Raw genomic sequence first — 24,058 nt, 5'->3', positions numbered from 1 at the left:
ATGGGTGCACAGCTTCGCGTCTACCGCCGGAGGATCCGCTCGACGAAGTCGATGGCGAAGATCACCCGCGCGATGGAGCTCATCGCCACGACCCGCATCACCCGGGCCCAGCGGGTGATGCAGGCGGCGCAGCCCTACGCGCGGGAGATCACCCGGGCGGTCTCCGCCTTGGCCCAGCAGGTCAAGGACCACCCGCTGCTGATGGAGTCGGAGAACCCGACGCGGGCCGCCGTACTGGTCATCACCAGCGACAAGGGCCTCGCCGGCGCGTTCACCGCGAACTCGATCAAGGAGTCCGAGCGCCTGAGCGCCCTGCTGGACAGCCAGGGCAAGGAGGTCCTGCAGTACGTGGTGGGGCGCAAGGGCATCGCCTACAACCAGTTCCGCCGCCGCGCCATGGAGCAGACGTGGGAGGGCATCACCGAGCGGCCGACCTACCTGGACGCCCGGGAGATCGCCGACGCCCTGATGGACCGCTTCACCAAGGACAGCGGGACCGAGGACGGGGTGGACGAGATCCACATCGTCTCGACCGAGTTCGTCTCCATGCTGACCCAGCACGCGGCCTCGCACCGGGCGCTGCCGCTGGAGGTGGAGGAGGTCGAGCCGAAGGTCCTCGAAGCCGAGCAGGGCGGCCCCATGCCGCTCTACGACTTCGAGCCCTCCGCCAAGGAGGCGCTGGACCAGTTGCTGCCCCAGTACGTGGCGAACCGGATCTATTTCGCGCTCCTGGAGTCGGCCGCCTCGCAGCAGGCCTCGCGCCGCAACGCGATGAAGGCTGCCACCGACAACGCCGAGGAGCTTGTCCAGAACCTGACCCGCCAGGCCAACCAAGCCCGCCAGGCGGAGATCACCAACGAGATCAGCGAGATCGTCGGCGGCGCCGACGCGCTCGCTGGTGCCAGCGCGGGAAGTGAGTAGGAAATTGACTGCGACTGTTGAAGGGACGGCCGCGCCTGGCACGGCCACCGGGCGAATCGCCCGGGTCACCGGCCCGGTCGTCGACGTGGAGTTCCCGGTCGGCGCCCTGCCCCCTCTGAACAACGCCCTCAAGACCGAGGTCACCCTCGGCGGCGAGACCAGGACGCTGACCCTTGAGGTCGCCCAGCACCTGGGCGACAACCTGGTGCGCACCATCAGCCTCAACCCGCAGGACGGCCTGGTCCGGGGCGGCGAGGTCCGCGACACCGGCGAGCCCATCAGCGTGCCGGTCGGCGACGGCGTCAAGGGGCACGTATTCAACGCCCTCGGCGAGTCGATGGACGTACCCAGCTCGGAGCTGCAGGTCACCGAGCGCTGGCCGATCCACCGCAAGGCCCCGCCCTTCGACCAGTTGGAGTCGAAGACGGAGATGATGGTGACCGGCATCAAGGTCATCGACCTGCTCACGCCCTACGTCCGCGGCGGAAAGATCGGCCTGTTCGGCGGCGCCGGTGTGGGCAAGACGGTGCTCATCCAGGAGATGATCACCCGTATCGCCCGCAACTTCGGCGGTGTGTCGGTGTTCGCCGGTGTCGGCGAGCGCACCCGTGAGGGCACCGACCTGTTCCTGGAGATGGACGAGATGGGGGTCCTCCCGGACACCGCGCTCGTCTTCGGCCAGATGGACGAGCCCCCCGGCACCCGTCTGCGGGTGGCGCTGTCCGGCCTGACCATGGCGGAGTACTTCCGCGATGTGCAGAACCAGGACGTGCTGCTGTTCATCGACAACATCTTCCGGTTCACCCAGGCCGGCCAGGAGGTCTCCACCCTGCTGGGCCGGATGCCCTCGGCCGTGGGCTACCAGCCCAACCTGGCCGACGAGATGGGCGTGCTCCAGGAGCGGATCACCTCGACCCGCGGCAACTCGATCACCTCCATGCAGGCGATCTACGTTCCCGCGGACGACTACACCGACCCCGCTCCGGCGACCACGTTCGCCCACCTGGACGCCACCACCGAGCTCTCGCGGCCGATTTCGCAGAAGGGCATCTACCCGGCGGTGGACCCGCTCGCGTCGACCTCGCGCATCCTCGACCCGCAGTACGTGGGCCAGGAGCACTACGACGTCGCCCAGCGGGTCATCGGGATCCTGCAGCGCAACAACGACCTGCAGGACCAGATCGCGATTCTGGGCATCGACGAGCTGTCCGAGGAGGACAAGATCATCGTCGAGCGTGCGCGCCGCCTGGAGCGGTTCCTGTCGCAGAACATGTTCGTCGCGGAGAAGTTCACCGGCAATGCGGGCGTGTTCGTGCCGCTGGAGGAGACCATCGCCTCGTTCAAGGCGGTCTGCGACGGCGAGTACGACCACCTGCCCGAGCAGGCGTTCCTCGACGTCGGCAACATCGAGATGGCCGTCGAGAAGGCCAAGACGCTGCAGGGCTAGACGTTCAACGGGGCGCGGACGGCACCCGCGGTCGGCCGCGCCCCGTGAAACCGCCCACTAGCAGAGGAGTTTGTGGCAGTGTCGAAGAAGCTTTTCGTCGAGATCGTCTCGCCGGAGCGGGAGCTGTGGGCCGGCGAGGGTGACATGGTCATCGCCAAGAGCGTCGAGGGCGAGATCGGTGTGCAGCCGGGCCACACGCCGGTGCTGGCGCTGCTGGCGCCCGGCGCCGTCGTCCGGGTGCTGGGCGCCCGGGAGACCGGCGAGGTCCGCGCCGCGGTCCACGGCGGCTTCATGGTCGTGACCATGGGCGACCGCGTGTCGATCCTGGCCGAGCTCGCGGAGCTGGCCGAGGACGTCGACGTCGAGCGGGCCAAGGCGGCGCTGCGCGGCGCCGAGTCCGAAGGCGAGACCGAGGACGAGGACGCCCAGGGGCGTGCCGCGCGGGCGCGTAGCCGCCTGCAGGCCGCCGGCGTCAGCGAATGAGCGGCGCCGGCGGGCGCTGAACGGGGGAGATGCGCCGGTGCAGGAGCTGATATTCGGCCAGCCGTGGTTCAAGGCGGCGGAATGGCTGTTCATCGCGCTCCTCATCGGAACCGTGGCCGCCCTGCTCGCCGTCACCGCGCGGCGCTATGCCCTGGAGCGCGGAGGCGGCGCCGTCGAGTGCTATCTGCGCCCGGGGGCCGGGGCACCGGACCTCCCCTGGCGTATGGGGCTCGCCCGGTACGGCAGCGAGGAACTGCGCTGGTACCGGGTCTTCTCGTTGTGGCCGCGGCCGGCAGCCGAGCTGTCGCGCCGCGGCCTCGTCGTTCTGCACCGCCGCCCGCCCACACCCGGCGACCTGCGCGAGCTCACCCTGGACCTGGTGGTGATCGAGGTCGGCTGGGTCGCCGCCGACGGCTCCGACCCCACGGAGGCGGTCTACGAGCTGGCGATGACCGACGGCGCGCTCACCGGGTTCCTCTCGTGGCTGGAGTCGATGCCGCCCGGGACGCACTGGCAGTCCTGAATCCGCGCCGCAGCGGCGGTGCCTTCGCGACCCGCCGCCGCGGGGCCGCCGCCGAGCGCGCCGCACGTCTAGGCTGGGCGCATGATCGTTGCATTCTCAGTGAGTCCGATGGGTTCCGGCGACGACTCCGTCGCCCCGGCCGTGGCCCGCGCGGTGCGCGTGGTGCGCGAGAGCGGGCTGCCCAACCGCACCGACGCGATGTTCACCAGCGTCGAGGGGGAGTGGGACGAGGTGATGGACGTCGTCAAGCGCGCCGTCGCCGCCGCCGGCGAGGGCGCGCCGCGGGTCAGCCTCACGCTCAAGGCCGACATCCGCGAAGGCGTCAGCGAGGGCCTCACCAGCAAGGTCGAGGCCGTCGAGCGCGAGCTCGGCGCCTCCTGAGTCCGCGCCCGGGTCGCGGCCGGAAAGCGGAGGCGGGTCAGAGCCCCGCCACGGTCGCGACGAGCATCAGGCCCAGTATCACCGCTATCAGGACTCCCGTGACCGCGAACCCGATCCGCCAGGGATGGCGTTCGACGAAGGACACCAGGCGCAGGTCGGGGTACATCGTGGCGAGCTCGGCGGCGGTGACCGTGCGGTCGGGGCCGCCGCACGGCACGCCCAGCGACTCCACCAGCCGGTCGACGTCCTCCCGTGCGTAGTAGGTGCCGGCGATCCTGATCAGCAGCTCGCCCTGTTCGTCGAGTACGAACAGGGTGTCGCCGGGCGGCGCCCGATGGGCGTCGATGTCGGCGCGTACCACCTCTGCGGCGCGTGCGCGCGCCCGGCGCTGCTGGAAGAGCAGTCCGCGTACAACGATCTGGTCCGCGGTCAGGGCGATTTTGGCGCGGAGGAAGTGGCCGATGCTGAGGGCGAGAAGCACGCCGAACACGACGGCTATGGCCAGCCCGGCCCCGGCGCCGGCCCCATATGCCGCGGCCGCGCTCAGGGCTGTCCCGAGCACCGCCACGACGGCCACGATCACCAGCCCCGCACGGGTGTTCGGCCGCAGTGCGAGCTCATCCCGCGCATAGTGCATGTGCACGCCACTCCTGTTCGTTCGCCTTCGGGAGACCTGCCGGACCAGCCGTCGCACCGTGGGGAATCAGCGGTCGCCGCCCGGCTTCCACAGCACCTCCGAGCCGTCCGTGCCGAGCACCCTGCACAGCACGAACAGCAGGTCCGAGAGCCGGTTGAGATAGCGCGCCGTCAGCGGGTTCACGCTGTCGCCGTGCTCCTCGCGTGCCGCCCACGCGTTGCGCTCGGCGCGCCGAACCACGACGCGGGCCTGGTGCATCAGCGCCACCGGCGCCGAGCCGCCCGGCAGCAGGAAGCTGCGCAGCGTGGGCAGGTCGGCGTTGTAGTGGTCGCACTCGGCTTCCAGGCGCTCGATGTAGGCCTCCTCCACGCGCAGCGGAGGGAACTCCGGCTCCCGGCCGGGCGGAGCGACGGGGCAGGACAGGTCGGCGCCGAGGTCGAACAGCTCGTTCTGGACGCGGACGAGCATCGTGCGGACGCCGTCGGGTACGCCGTCGCCGCCGAGTGCGAGCGCGGCCCCGATGGCGGCGTTGGCCTCCTCGACGTCGGCGTAGGCGACCAGGCGCGAGTCCGTCTTCGCGGTGCGGCTCATGTCGCCCAGGGCGGTGGTGCCGTCGTCGCCCACGCGCGTGTAGATCGTGGATAGCACGACAGGTGTCTCGGAATCCCGTTTGGTCATGGGGCCACTCTAGGCGCGTGCACCGCTTCGCCTGGCGGGCGGTGCGGGATGGCGGGAGGCGCGGAGGGAACCGGCCGGGGGCGGCGGGAGCACCGCGCTGGCGATCGTTCTGCTTCGGGGGGCTGCGCTCCGCACCGCCGTGCTGATACTTTTCGAATCGAGGGAGACACTCAGAGTAGTTTCCCGTGGTCGGCTGCGCGGGCCGGATCGGGTGCGGTGCGGGGGCCATCCGAAGGGACCGGTGCGGGCGCCGCCCGCAGGCCGGGCGACGACCGGGGTTGAGGGGGACCGGGTCGGCGCGCATGAGGGGACCGGCGAGCGGGCGGCGCGAGGCGCAGCGGCCGGGTCCGCGGAGCGGCCATGGAAAACGCCCGTGGGCGAGGAGCCGGCTCCTCGCCCACGGGCGCCTCTATGAGTGCGGCAGGACGGTTACCGCAGCCAGAGGTCTCCGACCCGGTCGGCGCGGAACTCCTGGGCGGACCGGGTCCGCGGAGCCACTCCGTTGACCGGGAGGGTGCTCTCGGCGTAGGTCTCCACGGCGTGGGCCACGCCGTCGGAGAGCTGGTCCAACGACGTCCAGTTGATGTTGTCGATGTCGTCCTGGGCGGTGTGGTAATTGGGGTCGAAGTCCTGGCCGGCGGTGCCGCCGTAGTACTCGACCTGCTGCTCGGTCTTGGTGGCGTCGCCGCCGCTGAACAGCCCGCCCGAGGCGATGCCGGCCTCCATGAAGGCGCTGTAGTCGGACCGGCCGCTGAAGGCGGTCGGCTCGGTCACCAGGCCGCGCTGCTCGTAGTAGTCCTCGAACATCTTCTGGATGGCCCCCGACCCCGAAGGCGGCGGCAGCGAGCCCTCCAGTTCGCCGCGGCCGTCGTAGATGAAGCGGCCGAAGTTGGGCGAGCCGAGCATGTCGAAGTTCAGGTAGAGCGCGATGCGCTCGCGCCGGCGCTCGTTGAGGCCTTCGACGTACTTGGTGGAGCCGATCAGCCCCTGCTCCTCGGTGCCCCAGAAGGCGAACCGGACCTTGTTGTTCTGCCCCTCCAGCTTGGCCAGCTGCTGTGCGGTCTCCAGGATCGCCGCCGTGCCGCTGGCGTTGTCGTTGATGCCGGGGCCTTCGGGCACGCTGTCGAGGTGGGCGCCCACCATGACGACGTTGTCGCGCGCTCCGCCCTTGGTCTCGGCGACGATGTTGTAGGAGGTGCGCTCCGACACCGAGGCGTCGACCTTCAGCCGCAGTTCCAGGGAGTCGCCGGCGGCCACGAGCGCGTCGCCGGTCGCGGTGGTGGCGCCCACCACCGGGATGGCCGACTCCTCGCTGACCGTGCCGTTGAGCGGGCCCTCGACGTTGTTGGCGACGACGACGCCCGCTGCCCCGGCCTCCGCGGCGTTGGCGGTCTTGGCCTGGAAGGAGCAGGAGCCGCGCATGATGACCGCGATGGCGCCCTCGGGGAAGCCCGCGAAGTCATCGGCGGTGCAGCCGCTGTCGGTGCTGTCGTAGTCGACGGGCACGCCCGCTCCGGTGGCGTCGCCGGCACCGGAGTAGTTCATGGTGACGAAGTCCTCGCCGGGGGCGAACTCGCGCTTTTCGGGGGCGAGCTGGGTGAGCACGGCCTCGGAGTGCTCCTCCCACAGCTCGTAGTCGTAGGTGTCGCGCTTGGGGCGGTAGCCCGCGCGCTTGAGCTGGTCGGTCACGTAGTCGGCGGCGACGTCGTAGCCGGGGGTGTTCGTGGCGCGGTTGCCGCCGTTGTACTCCGCGATCGTGCTCAGGTTCTCGATGTGCTCGCGCAGACCGTCGGGGGTGACCAGGGTCGGCAGCACGGCTTCGTCGGCGTGGGCGGTCCCGGGGGCGAGCCCCAGGCCCAGCACCAGTGTGGCCGATGCACCCGCAGAGGCGAGGCGCTTGACGGTCGGCGGAACGTGTCGCCGGGGTCTGGGGGATCGTCCGGTCGGGCTTGTAGGCACTGGCGTCCTCCTGCTGCGGACGCCCGTCTACTCGGGGTGATGAGACGGGCGCGATTCGTGCGAGGTATCGGGCACTCTGTCACCGCCGTATACCGCAGAGCAAGGTGATACGCCCGGCATTGCCACATCCAGCCAGAGATCTTCCGCCGTGTCGGCGATGTGTGGTGTCATGGACGGTTTCCGCCGCGCCCGCCCGGCCGGGCGCGGCACAGGGGACCGCCGCGGCGGTGCGCCGGCGGCGGTTCGCAGGTGGGGGCCTCGTGTGGCCTAGAACAGGCGCGGGGTGTCGGGCTCGATGCCCCGCAGCGCGTCGTAGTCCAGCGTCACGCAGCCGATTCCGCGGTCGCCCGCGAGCACGCGGGCCTGCGGCTTGATCTCCTGGGCCGCGAATATCCCCTTGACCGGGCTGAGCGAGGGGTCGCGGTTGAGGAGCTCCAGGTAGCGGGTGAGCTGCTCGACGCCGTCGATGTCGCCGCGCCGTTTGAGCTCGACGGCGACCGTGCCGCCTTCGCCGTCGCGGCAGAGGATGTCCACCGGGCCGATGGCGGTGGGGTACTCGCGGCGGATCAGCGTGTAGCCCTCGCCGAGCGTGGTGATGTGCTCGGCCAGCAGCTCCTGCAGGTGGGCCTCGACGCCGTCCTTCTGCAGCCCGGGGTCGGCGCCCAGGGTGTGGGTGCTGTCGTGCTGGATCTCCTCGATGCGCAGCACCAGCTTCTCGCCCGACTTGCCGTGGGTGACCGTCCACAGCTCGCTGCCGTCCTCGGCGGCCGACTCCTTGACCGAGCAGGGCGGGTTCATCCAGTTCAGCGGTTTGAACGCGCGGTCGTCGGCGTGCACCGAGACCGAGCCGTCGGCCTTGAACAGCAGCAGCCGGGGGGCCATGGGCAGGTGGGCGGTCAGGCGTCCGACGTAGTCGACGCTGCAGCGGGCGATCACGAGTCTCACGCTGCACGATCCTAGCCCCGGTGAGCGGTCGGCGCGGGCCGCTCGGGGGCCGCTCGGGGGCCGCTCGGGGGCCGCCCGAGGGCGGCCGCGGCGACGGATTTCCCGGAACCGGTGGCGCCAAACGAGAATGATAACTATTTTCGTATGGCGTCGGAGCTAGCTACATGTGGCTCTCCGGCACCGTGACCATCCACGCACGATGGCACTAACGTCGCAGACCGGTGTGCGAGGTCCCCGGCATGCGCCGGAACCGGGCGAACCCCGCGGATCTCGCGCTCGCCCCGGTAGCCAACAGAGAGGGACCTCCATGTCGCTGACGGTTTCGCCGGAACTCCTGCACAAGGCCGAGCAGGGCCCCGTCGACAACGACGACTTCATCGCCTGCATCCGCGAATCGCTGCCCTACGCCTGGAGCGTGGTCAGCGGGCTCGCCGAGCGAGCCGCGGGCGGCGATGCCGACTTCGAGGCCAACGAGGTGCCCCCGCCCGGCGAGACCGAGCGCGGGCAGCTGCTGCGGCTGCTCGCCAGCGACGCCATGCGCGCCGCCGTGGAGCACCACTTCGGGATGCGGCTGGCCTTCCAGAACTGCCACCGGGTCGCGCTGTTCAAGCCGGGTGCCGACGCCGCCCACGCCGCGTTCACCTCGCCGCGCGCACAGCTCCTCAACCAGTCGCCCGAGCTCGTCGACTGCTGATCCGCGGCTCCCGCTTCCGCCCGCACGCGGCGCCGTCCCCCCGGCGGCCGGCGCCGCGGCGCTCCCCCCGGGTGCACCGCGCGGGCTCCGTGCTGCTGTGCCGTCACGGCGACCGCGTAGGGTGGGCGCATGCAGGAATTTGACAAGGTCGGAGTGGTCGGGCTGGGCACCATGGGCGCCGGCATCGCCGAGGTGTTCGCCCGGGCCGGATTCCAGGTGTGGGGTGTGGAGGTCGACGGCGGCGCCATGGAGCGCGGCCGCGACCACGTCCGCAATTCGCTGTCCAAGGCGGTGGACAAGGGCAAGCTGAGCGCCGAGGAGCGCAGCGGCATCCTCGACCGCATCGCCTTCACCACCGATCGCGAGGACCTGCGCGACGCCGACTTCGTCGTCGAGGCCGTCCCCGAGCGGATGGACCTCAAGCGCGACGTCTTCGCCGACCTCGACCGCATCTGCCCTCCGGGCACCATCCTGGCGACCAACACCTCCTCCCTGTCGGTCACCGAGATCGCCGCGCTGACGGACCGGCCGGACAAGGTCGTGGGCCTGCACTTCTTCAACCCCGCTCCGGTGATGAAACTGACCGAGGTCGTCAGCACCATCAGCTCCGCCCAGGCGACCGTCGACATCGCCACCGAGGTGGCCAAGCGGATCGGCAAGACCCCCATCACGGCCACGGACCGGGCCGGCTTCGTCGCCAACGCCCTGCTCGTGCCGTTCATCAACGACGCCGTCTCCGTCTACGAGCGGCGGATCGCCTCGCGCGAGGAGATCGACGCCGCCGTCACCAAGGACGCCGACCTGCCGATGGGGCCGCTCGCGCTGGCCGACCTCGTGGGGATCGACGTGTGCCTGGCGGTCATGGACGTGCTGTGGGAGGAGTTCCGTACTCCCCGCTACGCGGCCACCCCCCTGCTGCGCCGCATGGTCGCCGCCGGGCGCCTGGGCCGCAAGAGCGGGCGCGGGTTCTACGACCACGGCGGCCGCGCCAACATGCCCGAGGACCTGCCCGCCGGCCAGCTCGCCCAGGCCGTGCGCACGGGCAGCTTCGGTTTCGACCTCGCGGCGATGCTGCTGGTGCCGCACGTCAACGACGCGCTGCGGATGGTCGGCGACGGCTACGCCTCGGCACAGGACGTCGACACCGCCATGCGGTTCGGCTGCGGCTACCCCAAGGGCCCGGTGGAGCTGTTCGAGGAGCGCGGCATTCCGTGGTTCGGCGCCGTCCTCGAAGCCCCCATACCGGCGCGGCTCACCACCGCCGACGCGGCCCCGGTGCTGCTGGCGATGGAGGTCAACGGTCACCGGAGCCTGCACTAGAGGGTTGACGGGATCCCGAACCGGCTGCGGGCGGCGCACTCGGGTGGGACCCGCGGGCGAGGCGCGCAGCGCCGTCGTTCCGGTGCGGGCGCTGCGAGAGGGGCCGCTGCCGCTCTCGCACGGCCGGGCAGGGACCCGGGGCGGGTCCCTGCCCGGCGGGCGGCAACGCGGCGGGAGGGGGGCCGGGGCGCCGCGCAGGAGGACAGCGGGCCATCGAGTACGCCCGGGCGGCACCGGCGCCGGCGGGCGCGCGCTCCTGTCGGGCCGCGGGCCGGGTGGGTCGCGGCGGGCGGCTGCCCCTACCCTGGAAGGGTGAGTCCGCGCCGCAACAGCCCTCGCCGCCGCAACGGGCAGAGCCGTCCGCCCGGCGGCGACGACGAGGTCTTCCAGCGCATCACCGGAGCCGAGCGCCGCGAGACCGGCCCCGACGGCGAGTGGGCCGTGCGCCGCATCAGCGGGTCCGCCGCGACCAAGACCTACCGCTGCCCGGGCTGCTACCAGGAGATCCCGCCGGCCGTGCCGCACGTCGTGGCCTGGCGGCCGTTCGGCGGCGGCGATGACCGCCGCCACTGGCACAGCTCCTGCTGGGAGCACCGGACCAGCCGCGGCGTCCGGTTCCCGCGGCGCTGACTCCCGCCACCCCCGCGGTGCGGCGGGACCGGCGCACCGCCGGCCGCGCCGGCGCCGCCCCGCCACCCCGTCCGTGAACCGAGGGACCATGCAGATCCGCGCCACCACGGTGCTGCCCGCCGAGCGCCGCCCCGTCACCCTGCACACCGCCGACGGCCTGGAGCTCGTCGGCGAGCTCGCCCTGCCCGAGGACCGCGAGCCCGTCGCCACGATCGTGTGCCTGCACCCCCTGCCCACCGCCGAGGGCATGATGGACAGCCACGTGCTGCGCAAGGCCTCCTTTCGGCTGCCGGCGCTGGCGGGCACCGCCGTGCTGCGCTTCAACACGCGCGGCACCGCGTCCCGGCACGGCAGGAGCCAGGGCGAGTTCGGCGAGGGCGAGGCCGAGCGCTACGACGTGGCCGCCGCGATCGAGTACGCCGAGTTCGAGGGCCTGCCCCGCCCCTGGCTGCTGGGCTGGTCCTTCGGCACCGAGCTGGCGCTGAAATGGGGCTGCGACCCGGAGGTCGAGGGCGCGATCCTGCTGTCGCCGCCGCTGCACCGGGCGGGCGAGGCCGACCTGGACGCCTGGGACCGCTCCGGCAAGCCGCTCGTCGCGCTGGTACCGGAGTTCGACGACTACCTCCGCCCCGAGGAGGCCCGCAAGCGCTTCGCGCGCGTCGGCCGGGCCGAGGTGATCGGAGTCGAGGGCGCCAAGCACCTGTGGGTGGGCGAGCCCTACGTCCGCACCGTGCTCAACACCGTCGTGGAGCGCGTGGCGCCCGAGGCCGCGCCGCTGCCCGTGGAGTGGGACGGCCCCTACGAGCGCGACGCCTTCTCCGGCTGAGCCCGGCCGAGCCCGTGCGGGACGGGCACCGCCGCGCGGGAGCGGCCGCAGGCCGCCGCGCCTGAGCCGCCGCAGCCGAGGCGTGCGCCGGGCGGCCCCGGCACACGAGAAGGCCCCGGCCCCCGGATCGTTCCGGCGTGCCGGGGCCTTCCGCTACTGCGGTGCCGACTGCCGCCGGGCCGCGCCCTGGCGGCCCGACGACCGGGCGGCTACTCCTGCCACCAGTCCTCGTCGTCCTCGGCCTTGGCGCCGGATGCGGCACCCACCGGCTGCTTGGCGGCCTCGCCGCCCGAGCGCTGCTGGGCCTGCTGCTCGCCGCCCTGCTGCGACTCGATGGCCGGCGCCGGCTCGGAGGCGGCCACCTGAGCGGGAGCCGGAGCCGGCGGTGCGGCGGCCGCGGGGTCCCCGCCGCCCGCACCCAGCAGCTGGCGAAGCTGGTCCAGGTGCGACTGGATGCTGTCGCGCTGGCGGCTCTTCTCCTCGACCTCCTGCTGGGCGATGGTCATGATGCGGTCGGCCTCGGCCTTGGCGTCGCTGACCATGTGGTCGGCCTTGGACTTGGCCTCGGCCGAGATCTGCTCGGAGTTCTTCTTGGCGTTGGCCACGAGCTGCTTAGCGTGCTGCTCGGCCTCGCGGCGGGTCTGCTCGGCCTGGTTGCTGGCCTTGGTGGCCCGCTGCTCGGCGCTGGCGGCCCGCTCCTCGGCCTCCGAGACCAGCTTCTGCGTCGCGGCCTGCGCGGCGGCCAGGCGCTCGGCGTCCTGGCGCTCGGCCTCCTCGCGGCGGCCGGCCAGCTGGATCTCGAACTCGGCCTCCTCCTGAGCCCGCTTGGCCTCGCTCTCCTCGAGCGTGCGCTGGGCCTGGGCGCGCATCTCGTCGGCCTGGCGCTTAGCGGTCTGCAGGGTCTCGTCGCGCTCGCGCTTGGCCGAGGCGCGCGCCTGGGCGCACTCGCGCTCGGTGGTGGTGCGCAGCTTGGCGATCTCGCCCTCGAAGGTCGCCCGCTTCTCGGCGATCTCGTGGTCGACGGCCGAGCGCTTCTTCTGCACCTCGCGCTCGGTGGTGGAGGTCAGCTCGTCGGCCTCGCGCTGCGCCGTGGTGCGGATCTCCTCCGACTCGGACTCGGCGGAGGAGCGCATCTCGTCGGCCTCGCGCTGGGCCGTCGTGCGCAGGTCGTTGGCCTCGTTCTCGGCGGCCGAGCGCATCTCGGCGGCCTCGATCTTGGCCTCGGACTTGATGTCGTTGGCCTCGGCGCGGGCGCCCTGGACGAGCTCGGTGGCCTGCTCCTCGGCGAGGCGGAGCAGCTGCTCGATGCGCGCGCCGAGTCCGGAGTAGGTGGGACGCTCCTGCTCCTGCAGCTGGCGCTTGGCCTCGGAGAGGTCGTGCCGACCCTGCTCGGCCTCTTCCTTTGCCTGCTGGAGCTCGGTCTTGAGTTGGTCGACGAAGCTCATCACCTGCTGCCGGTCGTAACCGCGCAGGACCACGTCGAACTCGGTGGCCTGGTTGCCTTCCTCGAAGAAATTGGTCAGCTGGGCTTCAATATCGGACGACGACATGTGGCGGAATCCTGAACGAGTGACGAGACGGCTACTTACGGGTGTTCGTGTCGAGTCGGGGGCGTGCGGCCCGGCGCCTGCGGCCGCTCCTCTCGCCACGATCCAGCGGTTTCGCGAGCTACTCCCGGGGAGGGTACTCCGGGAACCACGCGTCTGTGGGCGAGTTCGCTCCATTGGTACGGAATGCGGAGCGAAGGAGCCTTACCGACGGAAGAGGACGCTCTGCGCAGCTTGCCCGGCTCGGCGAGCCGCGACGGGCAGGGGACGGTGTGTACCGGAAGTCCCGGTAGCTAGCAGACTTTATCAAGCTCAACGCCCCGCAGAGGAGGGTTTGCGGCATACGGATCGGGGGCTCGGGGCAATCGGAGGGCGGGACGTGGGACGATAGCGGATGTGACGGTTCCGTTGCGCTGCGCAGCGGTGCGCGGACCGCGCACCGGCGCCGCCGCGGCGAAGGCACGCCCCGCGGCCGCGGCACCAGCATAACGGGCGTTTTCGTAGGATCGCGGCCCGCGTGCGGGCGGCCCGGCCGATCCGGCGTCCCTCTCCGCCGGGGCCTACTCCGCGGTGCCCGCCTCGCGGTGCGCCCCGCCGCTGCCGCCGGCCGCCTGCACCAGCTCGGTGAGCACCCCGCCGCAGTCCTTGGGGTGCAGGAACGTGATCGACGAGCCCATCGACCCCGGGCGCGGAGCCTCGTCGAGGACGCGCACCCCCTTGGCGCCGATCTCCGCCGCCGCGCCGGCCACGTCGCCGGTGCCGAAGGCGATGTGGTGGACGCCCTCACCGTGCCGCGCCAGGAACCTGGCGACCGGGGAGTCCTCGCGCACCGGCTCAAGCAGCTGCAGGTAGGTCGCGTGGCCGTCGTCGGTGCCGTTCACCCGCAGCATCGCCTCACGCACCCCCTGCTCCTCGTTGACCTCCTCGTGCGCGACCTCGAAGCCGTGCACCCGCCGGTACATGTCCGCGGTCGCATCCAGGTCGAAACAGGCGATGCCGACGTGGTCGATCCGGGTCAGCACTGGCTCCACCTCCGAGAATCCGCCGAACGACGCATATGTATCGTGGCAGACGAGGTCGGACAGGAACGCAACGGAGGCTCGCCAATGCCCGGATCCGTCATCGTCAGTGGAGCACGGACCCCGATCGGGCGCCTGCTCGGGTCGCTCTCCGAATTCTCGGCCGTGCAGCTCGGTTCGCTTGCGATCGAGGCCGCGCTGCAGCGGGCCGGGATCGGCGGCGACCGGGTCGACTACGTCGTCATGGGCCAGGTGCTCCAGGCCGGTCAGGGCCAGATCCCCTCGCGCCAGGCGGCCGTGGGGGCCGGCATCCCGATGAGCGTGCCGTCGCTGACCATCAACAAGGTGTGCCTGTCGGGGCTGGACGCCGTCGCTCTCGCCGACCAGCTCATCGGAGCGGGCGAGTTCGACGTGGTCGTCGCGGGCGGCATGGAGTCGATGACCAACGCGCCGCACCTGCTGCCCAAGGCGCGCAGCGGCTACAAGTACGGCTCGGTCGAGGTCCTCGACGCCACCGCGCACGACGGGCTGACCGACGCCTTCGACGGCGACTCCATGGGCGCCTCGACCGAGCGGCACAACGCCCGCCTGGGCATCGGGCGCCCCGAGCAGGACGCCTTCGCCGCGCGATCGCACCAGCGGGCGGCCGCCGCGATCAAGGACGGCCGCTTCGAGGCCGAGATCGCGCCGGTGCGCGTTCCGCAGCGCAAGGGCGAGGACCGGCTGGTCACCGAGGACGAGGGCGTGCGCCCCGACACCACCGCCGAGAGCCTGGCCCGGCTGCGCCCCGCTTTCCATGACGCCGGCACCATCACACCCGGCACCTCCTCGCAGATCTCCGACGGCGCCTGCGCCCTGGTCGTGATGAGCCGGGCCAAGGCCGAGGAGCTGGGCTGCGAGATCCTCGCCGAGGTGGGCGCGCACGGCAACGTCGCCGGGCCCGACAACGCGCTGCAGTCGCAGCCCTCCAACGCCGTCCGCCACGCGCTGGGCAAGGCCGGCGCCCAGGCGGCCGACCTGGACCTGATCGAGATCAACGAGGCGTTCGCCAGCGTCGCCGTGCAGTCCATGCGCGACCTCGGCCTGCCCGAGGACTCCGACAAGGTCAACCCCGACGGCGGCGCCATCGCCCTGGGCCACCCGATCGGCATGTCCGGCGCGCGGCTGGCCCTGCACCTGGTGCACGAGCTGCGGCGTCGCGGCGGCGGCCTGGGCGCGGCCGCCCTGTGCGGCGGCGGAGGGCAGGGCGACGCGCTGCTGTTCGAGGTCCCCGGGGCCTGAGGGGCCGACGGGCCGCGGCGGCCGGAGGGAGCCGTCGGCCGCCCGCCCGGCGGAACGAGTGTGGGCCCGAAACCCGGAAAGGGGGCGGACCGGTGCGCGATCCGCTGGTCATCGCGGTCGCCCAGCCCGTGTGCGAGCCGCGCGCCGTGGCGGCCAACGCCGGGGTGCACGCCGAGGCGGTCCGCGCCGCGGACGCCCGCGTCGTGGTGTTCCCGGAGATGTCGCTGACCGGCTACGAGCTGGACGCGCCGCCGGTCGCGCCCGGCGACGCGCGGCTGCTGCCGATCGTGCAGGCGTGCGACCGGGCGGGCGCGACCGCGCTGGTGGGCGCTCCCGTGCGGGGCGAGGACGGCGCCGAGCACATCGCGATGCTGGCGGTCGACGGCGGTGGGGCCGCGCACGTCTACAGCAAGACGTGGCTGGGCGGCGCCGAGCCCGAGCGGTTCGCGCCCGGCACCGGGCCCGCTGTGCTCGATGTGGACGGCCGCCGCGTCGGCCTGGCGATCTGCAAGGACTTCGGCGTGGCCGCGCACGCCGCCGGCACCGCCGCACTCGGCGCCGTCGTCTACGCGGCGGCCACCGTCGAGCACGCAGGCGACGCGGCCGTCCAGCAGGAGCGCGCCGCGCGCGCCGCCGCCGAGCACGGGATGTGGGTCGCCGTCAGCAGCTTCGCCGGACCGACCGGCGGCGGCTACTCCCACACGCTGGGGCGATCGGGGGTCTGGCGGCCCGGCGGAGCCGTCGCCGCCCAGGCAGGGCCCGACGCCGGCGTCATCGTCCGCACCGTGCTGGCCTGACCGGGCCGGCCACGGCCGGGACCGGGGCCGGGGCCGAGGGGCGATATGCCGGGGGACCGGTGGGCGGCGCCGGCGCTCCGGGCCGCCGAGAGGCCGCTTCCGGCCGTGCTTCCGCACCCCGGCGGGGTTCCGGCGATCGGACGCGCTTGCGTAGGTTCCCGGTATGGACGAACCCTCTTCAGACCCCGGTCCCGACGCTCCGGCAGGCGCCGCCGCCCCGCAGGCGGAGGGCGGCGGCGCGGCGCCCGCCGACGACCGCGCCCTGCGCGAGGCGCAGCGGGCCGTGCTGGCCCGGGCCGTGGGCGCCGAGCGCGAGACCGCGGAGGCGTTTTTGGACTATCTGCGCCGGGTCGTCGCGGACAAGGCCCGCGGGCTGACCGAGGAGCAGGCGCGCCGCCGGCTGGTGCCCTCCCGCACCACCGTGGCGGGACTCCTGCGCCACCTGACCCTCGTGGAGCGCAACTGGTTCCAGCGCGTCGTCGGCGGACGCTCCGCGGCGGAGCTGGAGCTGCCGCTCGACACCGCCGACGACACCTGGGACGTCCCCGCCGAAGCGACGCTCGCGTCGCTGACGGCCGACTACGAGCGCGAGTGCGCCCGGTCCCGCGAGACCGCCGCCCGGTTCGGCCTCGACCACGTGTTCGGGCACGAGGAGGCTGAGCGGCTGTCGCTGCGCTGGATCCTGCTGCACATGATCGAGGAGACCGCCCGCCACGCTGGTCACGCCGACATCCTCCGGGAGCAGACCGACGGCAGGACCGGCGACGGGGGGTGAGCGGGGGTGACCGCGCCCTGCCGGGGCCGCCCGCTCAGCAGCCGTGGACGGTGCGCCGCGGCTCGTACCACGTCTCGCCCACCGGCTCGCCCGCGAGGTTCCAGCTCCACGAGACGGTCGGCGTGATGCGCATGTAGGTTCCCGGCCCGACCATCCCCACGCGCTCGAACGGCTGCTCGGCCCTGCCGTAGATCCGGATGCCGCGCGCGACGAAGGGGTCGAAGGACACCATGTCGTCCACGACCAGGGCCACCCTGTCGTTGCCGGCGGCGACGTTGCGGAACTTGCGCGTGCGCACGACGGTGGAGCCGCCTCCGACCCACAGGTGCGTGCCGTCGAACTCCACGGCGACGGGGACCACGTCGGGACCTCCGTCGCCGGCGACCGTCGCCAGGCGGCCCATCGGGTGCTCGCGCAGGTACGCCGCTTCGTCACCGGTGAAGGCCATGGGCCCGCGCTCCTCCTCGTCGGGGACTCGATCGGAGCGTACCGCTCGCGCGGGCGCGCGGCCCGGACCCGGGCCCGTTGCGCGCCGCCCGCGGCCGGGGCCCGGCAGGCGGCGGAGACCGGAAGGCGGGGGAGCGTGCGCCGGGGGACCGGCGGTTGCGATACTTGGACGTCCGAAGGAGTGCGGCGAGCGCGGAGGGAGACCGATGGAGGTCGGCGACCTGGTCAAGCGGGTGCTGGAGGGGGACCGCAGGGCCCTCGCTCGGGCGATCTCGCTGGTGGAGGAGTCCGCGCCCGAGCTGAGGGAGATCGTCTCCGGCCTCGCCGCGCACACCGGGAGCGCCCGGATCGTCGGGCTGACCGGCGCCCCCGGCGTGGGCAAGTCCACCTCGACCAGCGCACTGGCCAAGGCGCTGCGCGAACGCGGTGACAGCGTGGCGGTGCTGGCCGTCGACCCCTCCTCGCCCTTCACCGGCGGCGCCCTGCTCGGCGACCGGGTGCGCATGCAGGAGCACGCCACCGACCCCGGTGTCTACATCCGGTCGATGGCCACCCGCGGACACCTCGGCGGGCTGTCGTGGGCGGCGCCGCACGCCCTGCGGATCCTCGACGCCGCCGGGTTCTCGGTGGTGCTCGTCGAGACCGTCGGCGTGGGCCAGGCGGAGGTCGACATCGCCGCGCACGCCGACACCACGGTCGTGCTGTCGGCACCCGGCATGGGCGACGGAGTCCAGGCGGGCAAGGCCGGGGTGCTGGAGGTCGCCGACGTCCTGGCCGTGAACAAGGCCGACCGCGAAGGCGCGCGGGCGGCCGTGCGCGACCTGCGCCAGATGGTCGCCCAGATCGACAGGGAGCCGGACGAGTGGAAGCCGCCGGTGGTGAGCATGGCCGCCGCCGACGGCGAGGGCGTGGCGGACCTCCTCCAGCGTCTCGATGAGCACGCCGAGCACCTGCGCGCCTCGGGCGGACTGCGCGCGCGGCGCCGCGACCGCGCCCGGCGCGAGATCGAGGGCATCGCGATGGGAGAGCTCACCCGCCGGCTCGCCGACGTCCGCGGCCACGCCGCGCTGGACAAGCTCGCCGACGAGGTGGCCGCCGGTGCGGACCCCTACGCGGCGGCCGACACCGTGCTGGCGGCGCTGGAGGCCTGACGCGGCCGCGAAGCGCGCGGGAGGGGCCGGCCGGAGGGCCTGCGAGCCCTCGGCCGGCCCCCGGCCGGCGGCGGGTTCAGCCCCGGCCGTTCAGCTGCCCGTCGACCGCCTCAAGCAGGCTGCCCCGGTCGTCGTCGCCGTCCAGCGACCAGGCCATGACACCGGAGAGCCCGGCCTCGCGCGCCCACGCGGCCTTCTGCGCGACGGCCTCCGGGTCGTCGAAGTTCCAGAACTCGGTGCCGTCGTAGAGCCAGGCGGTCCCCGCCCGCTCGTCGCGGTAGAGCTCGAAGCCGTCCATTTCGGCGTACTCCTTGAGTACCTCGTAGTCGTTGAAGCCGGCCTCCCACTCGCCGGGGGCCGCGCCGCCGGCCTCGCTCCACAGCCCGTCGCCGCGCGCGCCGGGCTGTACACCGGTCCAGCCCCGGCCGTAGAACGGCACGCCCATGACCAGCTTCCCGGGCTCGGCCCCGCGGTCGAGGTACTCCTGGACGACGGTCTCGTAGCTGCGCGGCGCCGCGGAGGGGTCGCCGTCGGGGACCCGGACGTTGGACTGGTGTCCGGTGGTCGGGCTCCACGCGCCGGTGAAGTCGTAGCCCTGGACGTTCATGAAGGTGAACTCCTCGGCCAGTTCGTCGACCTCGTAGCCGGCCTCGATGGCGCCGGTGTTCGCCGGTACGAAGGCGGTCAGGTCGTACTCGCGGCCGTTCCGGCGCTCCAGCGCGTCGAGCCGGTCGCGGAACTCCCGGACCAGGGCGGTGAAGTTCTCCCTGTCCTCGGGGCGGACCGCGTTGCCGGGTTCGCCGGGGGTGGCGGGCCACTCCCAGTCGAGGTCGATGCCGTCGAACAGGCCGGCCGCGGAGCCCTTGCCGCCGGCTCCGTTGAGCCGGGGCAGGTCGCCGCGCAGGAACATGTCGACGCAGGACTCCACGGCGGCCTCGCGGTTCTCGGGCAGTGCCGCGTCGGAGAAGTGGTCCGACCAGGCCCAGCCGCCGATGGCGATGCTCACGCGCAGCCCGGGGTAGCGCTCCTTCAACTCGCGGAGCTGGTTGAAGCTGCCGCGCAGCCGCTGGCCGGGGGTGTCGGCGACCCCGTCGACGGACTCGGCGGCGGAGTAGGCCCGGCCGTAGTCCGCGTAGGCGTCGCCGCGGCCCTCTTCGTCGGACATGAAGCAGCGGCCGTCTTCGTCCAGGTTGGCGAACGCGTAGTTGAGGTGGGTGAGGCGCTCCGCCTGCCCGCTCGCGACGAGGTCCTCGACGAGGTAGCCGCGGTCGGCGGCGCCCCATTGGGTGAAGTAGCCCACCTGGCGGTAGTCGTGGCCGGAGCACGGCGAGCCGTTGACCGTGCAGGCGGTGAAGTCGGTGTCGCGGCCGGAGAGGTCGCCGTTGTAGCCGAACGTGTAGCTCTCGCCGGCGGGGATCGCGGCGCCCCAGGCGGGCGGGGTTGCGGTGTAGCCGCCGGAGCCCCTGTTCAGGTCCGCGTTCCACATGTGGCCGACCTGCGCGCCTTCGGGCAGGGAGAACTCGACGGTCCAGTCGCTCACCGGGGCCCCGGTGCCGTTGGCGACGGTGATCTGGGCCTGGTAGCCGCCGGGCCAGCGGGCGTTCTCGACCTGGGTGACCGTGAGTCGCCCGGTCGCGGTGTCGGCCTCGGCCGTCGCCGCCTGCGCGGCCGCTAGGAGTGGGGCGGCGAGGACGACGGCGGCCGCCGCGGCGAGCCGTGCGGGAGGTCGGTAGCGGGGGGTTGCCATGGGTGCGCTCGCTCCGTCCGGGCGGGGGATATTTATTAGGAAACTTAACTACCGATTTATATGCGAGCAAGAGGGTTGTGCACTGCGCGCCGGGCGCGGGCGGCCGGCCGCGGCGGAGGGGCGCTTCGCCCGAGTACGCGGCTCCTACGGGTCGGTACAGTGTCGGCGTGGGCAACCCGCTGAATCTCCCGTTCGATCCCATCGAGCGCGCGCACGACAACTGGACGCGCCGGTGGGGCGCCAACCCGTCGATGGCCGCCGTCACCTCGATCATGCGTGCCCAGCAGATCCTCATCGGCCAGCTCGACACCGCGCTGAAGCCCTACGCGCTGACCTTCGCGCGCTACGAGGCGCTGGTGCTGCTCACCTTCAGCTCGACGGGCGCACTGCCCCTGGGCAAAATCGGCGAGCGCCTGATGGTGCACCCCACGAGTGTGACCAACACCATCGACCGGTTGGAGCGCCAGGGCTTCGTCCGCCGCCTGCCCAACCCCAGCGACGGCCGCGGCACCCTCGCCGAGATCACCGGCAGCGGCCGCGAGGTCGTCGAGCAGGCCACCCGCGACCTGGTCGCCATGGACTTCGGGCTGGACTGCTACTCCGACGAGGAGGCCTGGCAGATCCACTCCGTCTTCGCCAAGCTCCGCGTCGAGTTCGGCGACTTCCCGGCCGCCCAGCGCCGCGACCGGACCCCGTCCGAGCGCCCGCCGCCCGAAGCGGACGCCGGCCCGGCGCACTGAGCACCCGCCTGTTCCGCGGCGTCCCGGCGCACCGGCTCACCGCTCGGCCCGGGTGCGCGGGAGTGGGTGATCGGCGGCCGGTCGAAGGCTCTATGCATCTTTAGTTGGACGTCCTACTATTGGGGTATGGCCAACCCTGAAGACATCGCTGCGGGCCGCGCCCGCTGGCAGGCGCGCTACGACGCCGCGCGCACCCCCGGGTCCGGCGGGCGGGGCAGTGCCGCGCCCGAGGCCAGGACCACCATCTCGGGGCAGCCCCTCGACCCCGTCTACGGACCCCCGGAGGGCGCCGAGGTCCCCGGTTTCGAGCGGATCGGCTGGCCGGGGGAGTTCCCCTTCACCCGCGGGCTCTACGCCACCGGCTACCGCGGGCGGCCCTGGACCATCCGCCAGTTCGCCGGGTTCGGCAACGCGAGCCAGACCAACGAGCGCTACCGGATGATCCTGGAGTCCGGCGGCGGCGGGCTCTCGGTGGCCTTCGACATGCCCACGCTCATGGGCTACGACTCCGACCACTCCTTCGCACTGGGCGAGGTCGGCCACTGCGGTGTGGCGGTCGACTCGGCCGCGGACATGGAGGTGCTCTTCGACGCCATTCCGCTGGCCGAGATCACCACGTCCATGACCATCAGCGGCCCGGCCATCCCCGTCTTCTGCATGTACCTGGTCGCCGCCGAGCGCCAGGGCGCCGACACCTCCGTGCTCAACGGCACCCTGCAGACCGACATCTTCAAGGAGTACATCGCGCAGAAGGAGTGGCTCTACCCGCCGGAGCCGCACCTGCGCCTCATCGGCGACCTGATGGAGTACTGCGGCGAGAACGTGCCCGCGTTCAAGCCGCTGTCGGTGTCGGGCTACCACATCCGCGAGGCCGGAGCCACGGCCGCCCAGGAGCTGGCGTTCACCCTCGCCGACGGCTTCGGCTACGTCGAGCTGGGCCTCTCCCGCGGGCTGGACGTCAACCGGTTCGCGCCCGGCCTGTCGTTCTTCTTCGACGCCCACGTCGACTTCTTCGAGGAGATCGCGAAGTTCCGCGCCGCCCGACGGATCTGGGCGCGCTGGATGCGCGACCGCTTCGGCGCCGACCAGGAGCGCGCCCAGTGGCTGCGCTTCCACACCCAGACCGCCGGGGTCTCGCTCACCGCCCAGCAGCCCTACAACAACGTCGTGCGCACCGCGGTCGAGGCGCTCTCGGCGGTGCTGGGCGGCACGAACTCGCTGCACACCAACGCCCTGGACGAGACCCTCGCGCTGCCCACCGAGCGGTCCGCCGAGATCGCGCTGCGCACCCAGCAGGTCCTGCGCGAGGAGACCGGGGTCGTCAACGTCGCCGACCCGCTGGGCGGCTCCTACTACGTCGAGGCGCTGACCGACCGCCTGGAGGCCGAGGCCGAGCGCATCTTCGAGCGTATCGAGGGCATGGGCGGGGGAGCCGGCGCCGACCACGCCATCGGCCCCATCACCTCGGGCATCCTCGCCGGGATCGACAACGGGTGGTTCACCTCCGAGATCGCCGAGTCCGCCTTCCAGTACCAGCAGGCCCTGGAGAAGGACGAGAAGCGCATCGTCGGCGTCAACGCCCACACCGCCTCGGTCACCGGCGAGGTCGAGACCCTGCGGATCAGCCACGAGATCGAGCGCGAGCAGAATCGGGTGCTGGCCGAGCGCCGCGAGCGCAGGGACGGCGCGGCCGTCGACAAGGCGCTGGCCGACCTGCTCGGGGCGGTCCGCGACCCCGCACGCCCCAACCTGATACCGGTCATCCTCGACGCCGTCCGCGCCGAGGCCACCCTCGGCGAGATCTGCGGCACCATGGGCGAGGAGTTCGGCACCTACACCGAGAAGCCGCACCTGTGACGCCGGCGGGGCCCGGCGGGCGGCACCGCGCGCGGCCCTGATCGCGCGGGGCGGCGGCCCGCCGTCCACAACCTTCACCGGCGCCCCGCGCTATGCGGCAGGATGGAGGTATGCAGCCTTCGGACTTCTCCATGCAGAGCGCGGTCGACCTCGGAGCTCGCAAGGCGGCCTTGGAACGCGAGGCCAAGCGGCAGGCCGAGGCGTCGTCCGGCAGCGCCAATCCCTACGCCATCGACATCAACGAGGAGAACTTCCAGCAGGAGGTTCTGGAGCGCTCGATGAGCGCACCCGTCGTCCTCGCGGTTCTCCAGTCGCGTTCCGAGCAGTCGGACCAGGTCGAGCGGGCTCTGGACCGGCTGGCGGTCGAAGCCGGCGGCCAATGGGCGGTCGCCAAGGTCGACGTGCAGGCCAGCCCGGAGATCGCCCAGGCCATGCGCGTCCAGGCGGTGCCCACCATCGCCATGGTGATCGGCGGCCAGGTCGTGCCCGGCCCGGGCGGCCCGGCCACCTACGACCAGCTGCGCGACTGGCTGAGCCAGATCTTCGAAGGCCTGCGCCAGCAGGGCGTGCTGCCCGAGGAGTACAGCGGCCTGGGCGAGCCCCAGGAGGCCGATGAGGACCAGGAGGGCGCCGACGCCGGCGAGCAGAGCCCCGCCGACGCCGAGGCCCAGGAGGCGCTTGAGCGCGGCGACTTCGAGGCCGCCGAGGCCGTCTACGCCAAGGCGGTCGAGGCCGACCCCCAGGACGCCGAGGCCAAGATCAAGCTCGCCCACATCCGCCTGGTCGGCCGCGTCCGCAGCCTCGACGGCAACGAGCGCCGCAAGGCCGCCGCCGACGACCCCGCCGACGTGCAGGCCCAGATCGACGTCGCCGACATCGACATGTACGGCGGCAACATCGAGGACGCCTTCGACCGCCTGGTGGCCACCGTGCGCCGCACCGCCGACGACGACCGCGACCGGGCGCGCCAGCACCTGCTGTCGCTGTTCGAGGTCCTGCCACCGGGCGACCCCCGCGTGGGCAAGGCGCGGCGCGCCCTCACCTCCGCGCTGTTCTGATCCCGACGGACGGGAACAGGCCGAGGAGGCCCCGCTGAGCTGCGCCTCCGCCCGGCGGCGGGCGGCCCCTGCCGCGCCGTCCGCCGCCGGGGAGCGCGCGAGCGCCGCGGTGCGCCCGCGGCTCGGCCTGCGCTTCGCTCCTGGCCGCACCGCAGGAGGATCGCCGCCCCGACGTGGCCGCGTGCTTTGCGGCGG

The 24,058-nt window shown here is 72.8% G+C and carries 24 protein-coding genes; 16 read left to right on the top strand and 8 right to left on the bottom strand.

Annotated features, from left to right (window positions below; genetic code table 11):
- The 5 genes from ABD284_RS24175 (at position 1) to ABD284_RS24155 (ending at position 3,755) form a co-directional block, all read left to right on the top strand.
- Entirely contained in the window at positions 1-921 is a 921-nt protein-coding gene (locus ABD284_RS24175; RefSeq protein ID WP_344148183.1) for a F0F1 ATP synthase subunit gamma, read from the top strand.
- A 4-nt stretch (positions 922-925) separates the two neighbouring features.
- Positions 926-2,368, top strand: coding sequence for a F0F1 ATP synthase subunit beta (gene atpD / locus ABD284_RS24170; protein WP_344148180.1), 1,443 nt, complete (start codon positions 926-928; stop codon positions 2,366-2,368).
- Positions 2,369-2,446: 78 nt separating this feature from the next.
- Positions 2,447-2,851: a F0F1 ATP synthase subunit epsilon gene (locus ABD284_RS24165; RefSeq protein WP_344148177.1), complete on the top strand. Its 405-nt coding sequence runs from the start codon at positions 2,447-2,449 to the stop codon at positions 2,849-2,851.
- 37 nt (positions 2,852-2,888) lie between these two features.
- Positions 2,889-3,374 (top strand): DUF2550 domain-containing protein, encoded by a 486-nt coding sequence (locus ABD284_RS24160; protein ID WP_344148174.1) that lies wholly within the window; start codon positions 2,889-2,891, stop codon positions 3,372-3,374.
- An 81-nt stretch (positions 3,375-3,455) separates the two neighbouring features.
- Positions 3,456-3,755, top strand: coding sequence for an MTH1187 family thiamine-binding protein (locus ABD284_RS24155; protein ID WP_344148170.1), 300 nt, complete (start codon positions 3,456-3,458; stop codon positions 3,753-3,755).
- A gap of 37 nt (positions 3,756-3,792) precedes the next feature.
- Here the strand turns inward: ABD284_RS24155 and ABD284_RS24150 are convergent, their stop codons facing one another.
- The 4 genes from ABD284_RS24150 to nucS form a co-directional block, all read right to left on the bottom strand.
- Positions 3,793-4,392, bottom strand: coding sequence for a hypothetical protein (locus ABD284_RS24150; RefSeq protein ID WP_344148167.1), 600 nt, complete (start codon positions 4,390-4,392; stop codon positions 3,793-3,795).
- A gap of 66 nt (positions 4,393-4,458) precedes the next feature.
- Positions 4,459-5,070, bottom strand: a complete 612-nt coding sequence (locus ABD284_RS24145) for a cob(I)yrinic acid a,c-diamide adenosyltransferase (protein WP_344148164.1) — start codon at positions 5,068-5,070, stop codon at positions 4,459-4,461.
- 429 nt (positions 5,071-5,499) lie between these two features.
- Complete coding sequence (locus ABD284_RS24140; protein ID WP_344148161.1) at positions 5,500-7,029, bottom strand: M20/M25/M40 family metallo-hydrolase; 1,530 nt, start codon at positions 7,027-7,029, stop codon at positions 5,500-5,502.
- Between the two features lie 267 nt (positions 7,030-7,296).
- A complete protein-coding gene (gene nucS / locus ABD284_RS24135) occupies positions 7,297-7,974 on the bottom strand; it encodes an endonuclease NucS (protein WP_344148158.1) in 678 nt (225 codons plus the stop codon).
- A gap of 307 nt (positions 7,975-8,281) precedes the next feature.
- Here nucS and ABD284_RS24130 point away from each other — a divergent pair, with 307 nt between their 5' ends.
- The 4 genes from ABD284_RS24130 (at position 8,282) to ABD284_RS24115 (ending at position 11,444) form a co-directional block, all read left to right on the top strand.
- Positions 8,282-8,668 (top strand): SCO5389 family protein, encoded by a 387-nt coding sequence (locus tag ABD284_RS24130; protein ID WP_344148155.1) that lies wholly within the window; start codon positions 8,282-8,284, stop codon positions 8,666-8,668.
- A 129-nt stretch (positions 8,669-8,797) separates the two neighbouring features.
- The gene (locus ABD284_RS24125; protein ID WP_344148152.1) at positions 8,798-9,988 is read left to right on the top strand and encodes a 3-hydroxyacyl-CoA dehydrogenase; all 1,191 of its coding nucleotides are present in this window, start codon (positions 8,798-8,800) and stop codon (positions 9,986-9,988) included.
- A gap of 312 nt (positions 9,989-10,300) precedes the next feature.
- Positions 10,301-10,618: an ATP/GTP-binding protein gene (locus tag ABD284_RS24120; protein WP_344148149.1), complete on the top strand. Its 318-nt coding sequence runs from the start codon at positions 10,301-10,303 to the stop codon at positions 10,616-10,618.
- 88 nt (positions 10,619-10,706) lie between these two features.
- Positions 10,707-11,444 carry an alpha/beta hydrolase gene (locus tag ABD284_RS24115; RefSeq protein WP_344148146.1) on the top strand — a complete coding sequence of 246 codons (738 nt, stop codon included), beginning with the start codon at positions 10,707-10,709 and terminating at the stop codon, positions 11,442-11,444.
- A 209-nt stretch (positions 11,445-11,653) separates the two neighbouring features.
- On the opposite strand, the gene ABD284_RS24110 is transcribed toward ABD284_RS24115, so the two are convergent.
- Together ABD284_RS24110 and mce are read right to left on the bottom strand one after the other, a co-directional pair.
- Positions 11,654-12,994: a DivIVA domain-containing protein gene (locus ABD284_RS24110; protein ID WP_344148143.1), complete on the bottom strand. Its 1,341-nt coding sequence runs from the start codon at positions 12,992-12,994 to the stop codon at positions 11,654-11,656.
- A 557-nt stretch (positions 12,995-13,551) separates the two neighbouring features.
- Positions 13,552-14,013 carry a methylmalonyl-CoA epimerase gene (mce, locus tag ABD284_RS24105; RefSeq protein ID WP_344148140.1) on the bottom strand — a complete coding sequence of 154 codons (462 nt, stop codon included), beginning with the start codon at positions 14,011-14,013 and terminating at the stop codon, positions 13,552-13,554.
- Between the two features lie 84 nt (positions 14,014-14,097).
- Between mce and ABD284_RS24100 the strand changes: the two genes are divergently transcribed.
- The 3 genes from ABD284_RS24100 to ABD284_RS24090 all read left to right on the top strand — a co-directional run bounded on the left by ABD284_RS24100 (position 14,098) and on the right by ABD284_RS24090 (position 16,863).
- Positions 14,098-15,291, top strand: coding sequence for an acetyl-CoA C-acetyltransferase (locus ABD284_RS24100; protein ID WP_344148137.1), 1,194 nt, complete (start codon positions 14,098-14,100; stop codon positions 15,289-15,291).
- A 92-nt stretch (positions 15,292-15,383) separates the two neighbouring features.
- Complete coding sequence (locus tag ABD284_RS24095) at positions 15,384-16,088, top strand: carbon-nitrogen hydrolase family protein (RefSeq protein WP_344148134.1); 705 nt, start codon at positions 15,384-15,386, stop codon at positions 16,086-16,088.
- A 163-nt stretch (positions 16,089-16,251) separates the two neighbouring features.
- Positions 16,252-16,863 (top strand): DinB family protein, encoded by a 612-nt coding sequence (locus ABD284_RS24090; protein ID WP_344148131.1) that lies wholly within the window; start codon positions 16,252-16,254, stop codon positions 16,861-16,863.
- A 34-nt stretch (positions 16,864-16,897) separates the two neighbouring features.
- Here the strand turns inward: ABD284_RS24090 and ABD284_RS24085 are convergent, their stop codons facing one another.
- The gene (locus ABD284_RS24085; RefSeq protein ID WP_344148128.1) at positions 16,898-17,311 is read right to left on the bottom strand and encodes a PPOX class F420-dependent oxidoreductase; all 414 of its coding nucleotides are present in this window, start codon (positions 17,309-17,311) and stop codon (positions 16,898-16,900) included.
- Positions 17,312-17,516: 205 nt separating this feature from the next.
- On the opposite strand from ABD284_RS24085, the gene meaB reads away from it, so the two are divergent.
- The gene (meaB, locus tag ABD284_RS24080; protein ID WP_344148125.1) at positions 17,517-18,461 is read left to right on the top strand and encodes a methylmalonyl Co-A mutase-associated GTPase MeaB; all 945 of its coding nucleotides are present in this window, start codon (positions 17,517-17,519) and stop codon (positions 18,459-18,461) included.
- A gap of 76 nt (positions 18,462-18,537) precedes the next feature.
- Here meaB and ABD284_RS24075 read toward each other — a convergent pair whose 3' ends face one another.
- A complete protein-coding gene (locus tag ABD284_RS24075) occupies positions 18,538-20,208 on the bottom strand; it encodes a glycosyl hydrolase family 18 protein (RefSeq protein WP_344148122.1) in 1,671 nt (556 codons plus the stop codon).
- Between the two features lie 167 nt (positions 20,209-20,375).
- Between ABD284_RS24075 and ABD284_RS24070 the strand changes: the two genes are divergently transcribed.
- From ABD284_RS24070 to ABD284_RS24060, 3 genes are all read left to right on the top strand, one after another.
- The gene (locus ABD284_RS24070; protein ID WP_344148119.1) at positions 20,376-20,948 is read left to right on the top strand and encodes a MarR family transcriptional regulator; all 573 of its coding nucleotides are present in this window, start codon (positions 20,376-20,378) and stop codon (positions 20,946-20,948) included.
- 126 nt (positions 20,949-21,074) lie between these two features.
- A complete protein-coding gene (gene icmA, locus ABD284_RS24065; RefSeq protein WP_344148116.1) occupies positions 21,075-22,805 on the top strand; it encodes a coenzyme B12-dependent isobutyryl-CoA mutase large subunit in 1,731 nt (576 codons plus the stop codon).
- Positions 22,806-22,915: 110 nt separating this feature from the next.
- Positions 22,916-23,863 carry a tetratricopeptide repeat protein gene (locus ABD284_RS24060; RefSeq protein ID WP_344148113.1) on the top strand — a complete coding sequence of 316 codons (948 nt, stop codon included), beginning with the start codon at positions 22,916-22,918 and terminating at the stop codon, positions 23,861-23,863.
- Positions 23,864-24,058: the final 195 nt, after the last annotated feature.

Origin of the sequence: Streptomonospora arabica, from assembly GCF_039531585.1 — a bacterium.
Classification (GTDB): Bacteria; Actinomycetota; Actinomycetes; order Streptosporangiales; family Streptosporangiaceae; genus Streptomonospora; species Streptomonospora halophila.
The sequence above is the reverse complement of the archived record's forward strand: the minus strand, read 5'-3'. Positions and strand labels throughout refer to the sequence as shown.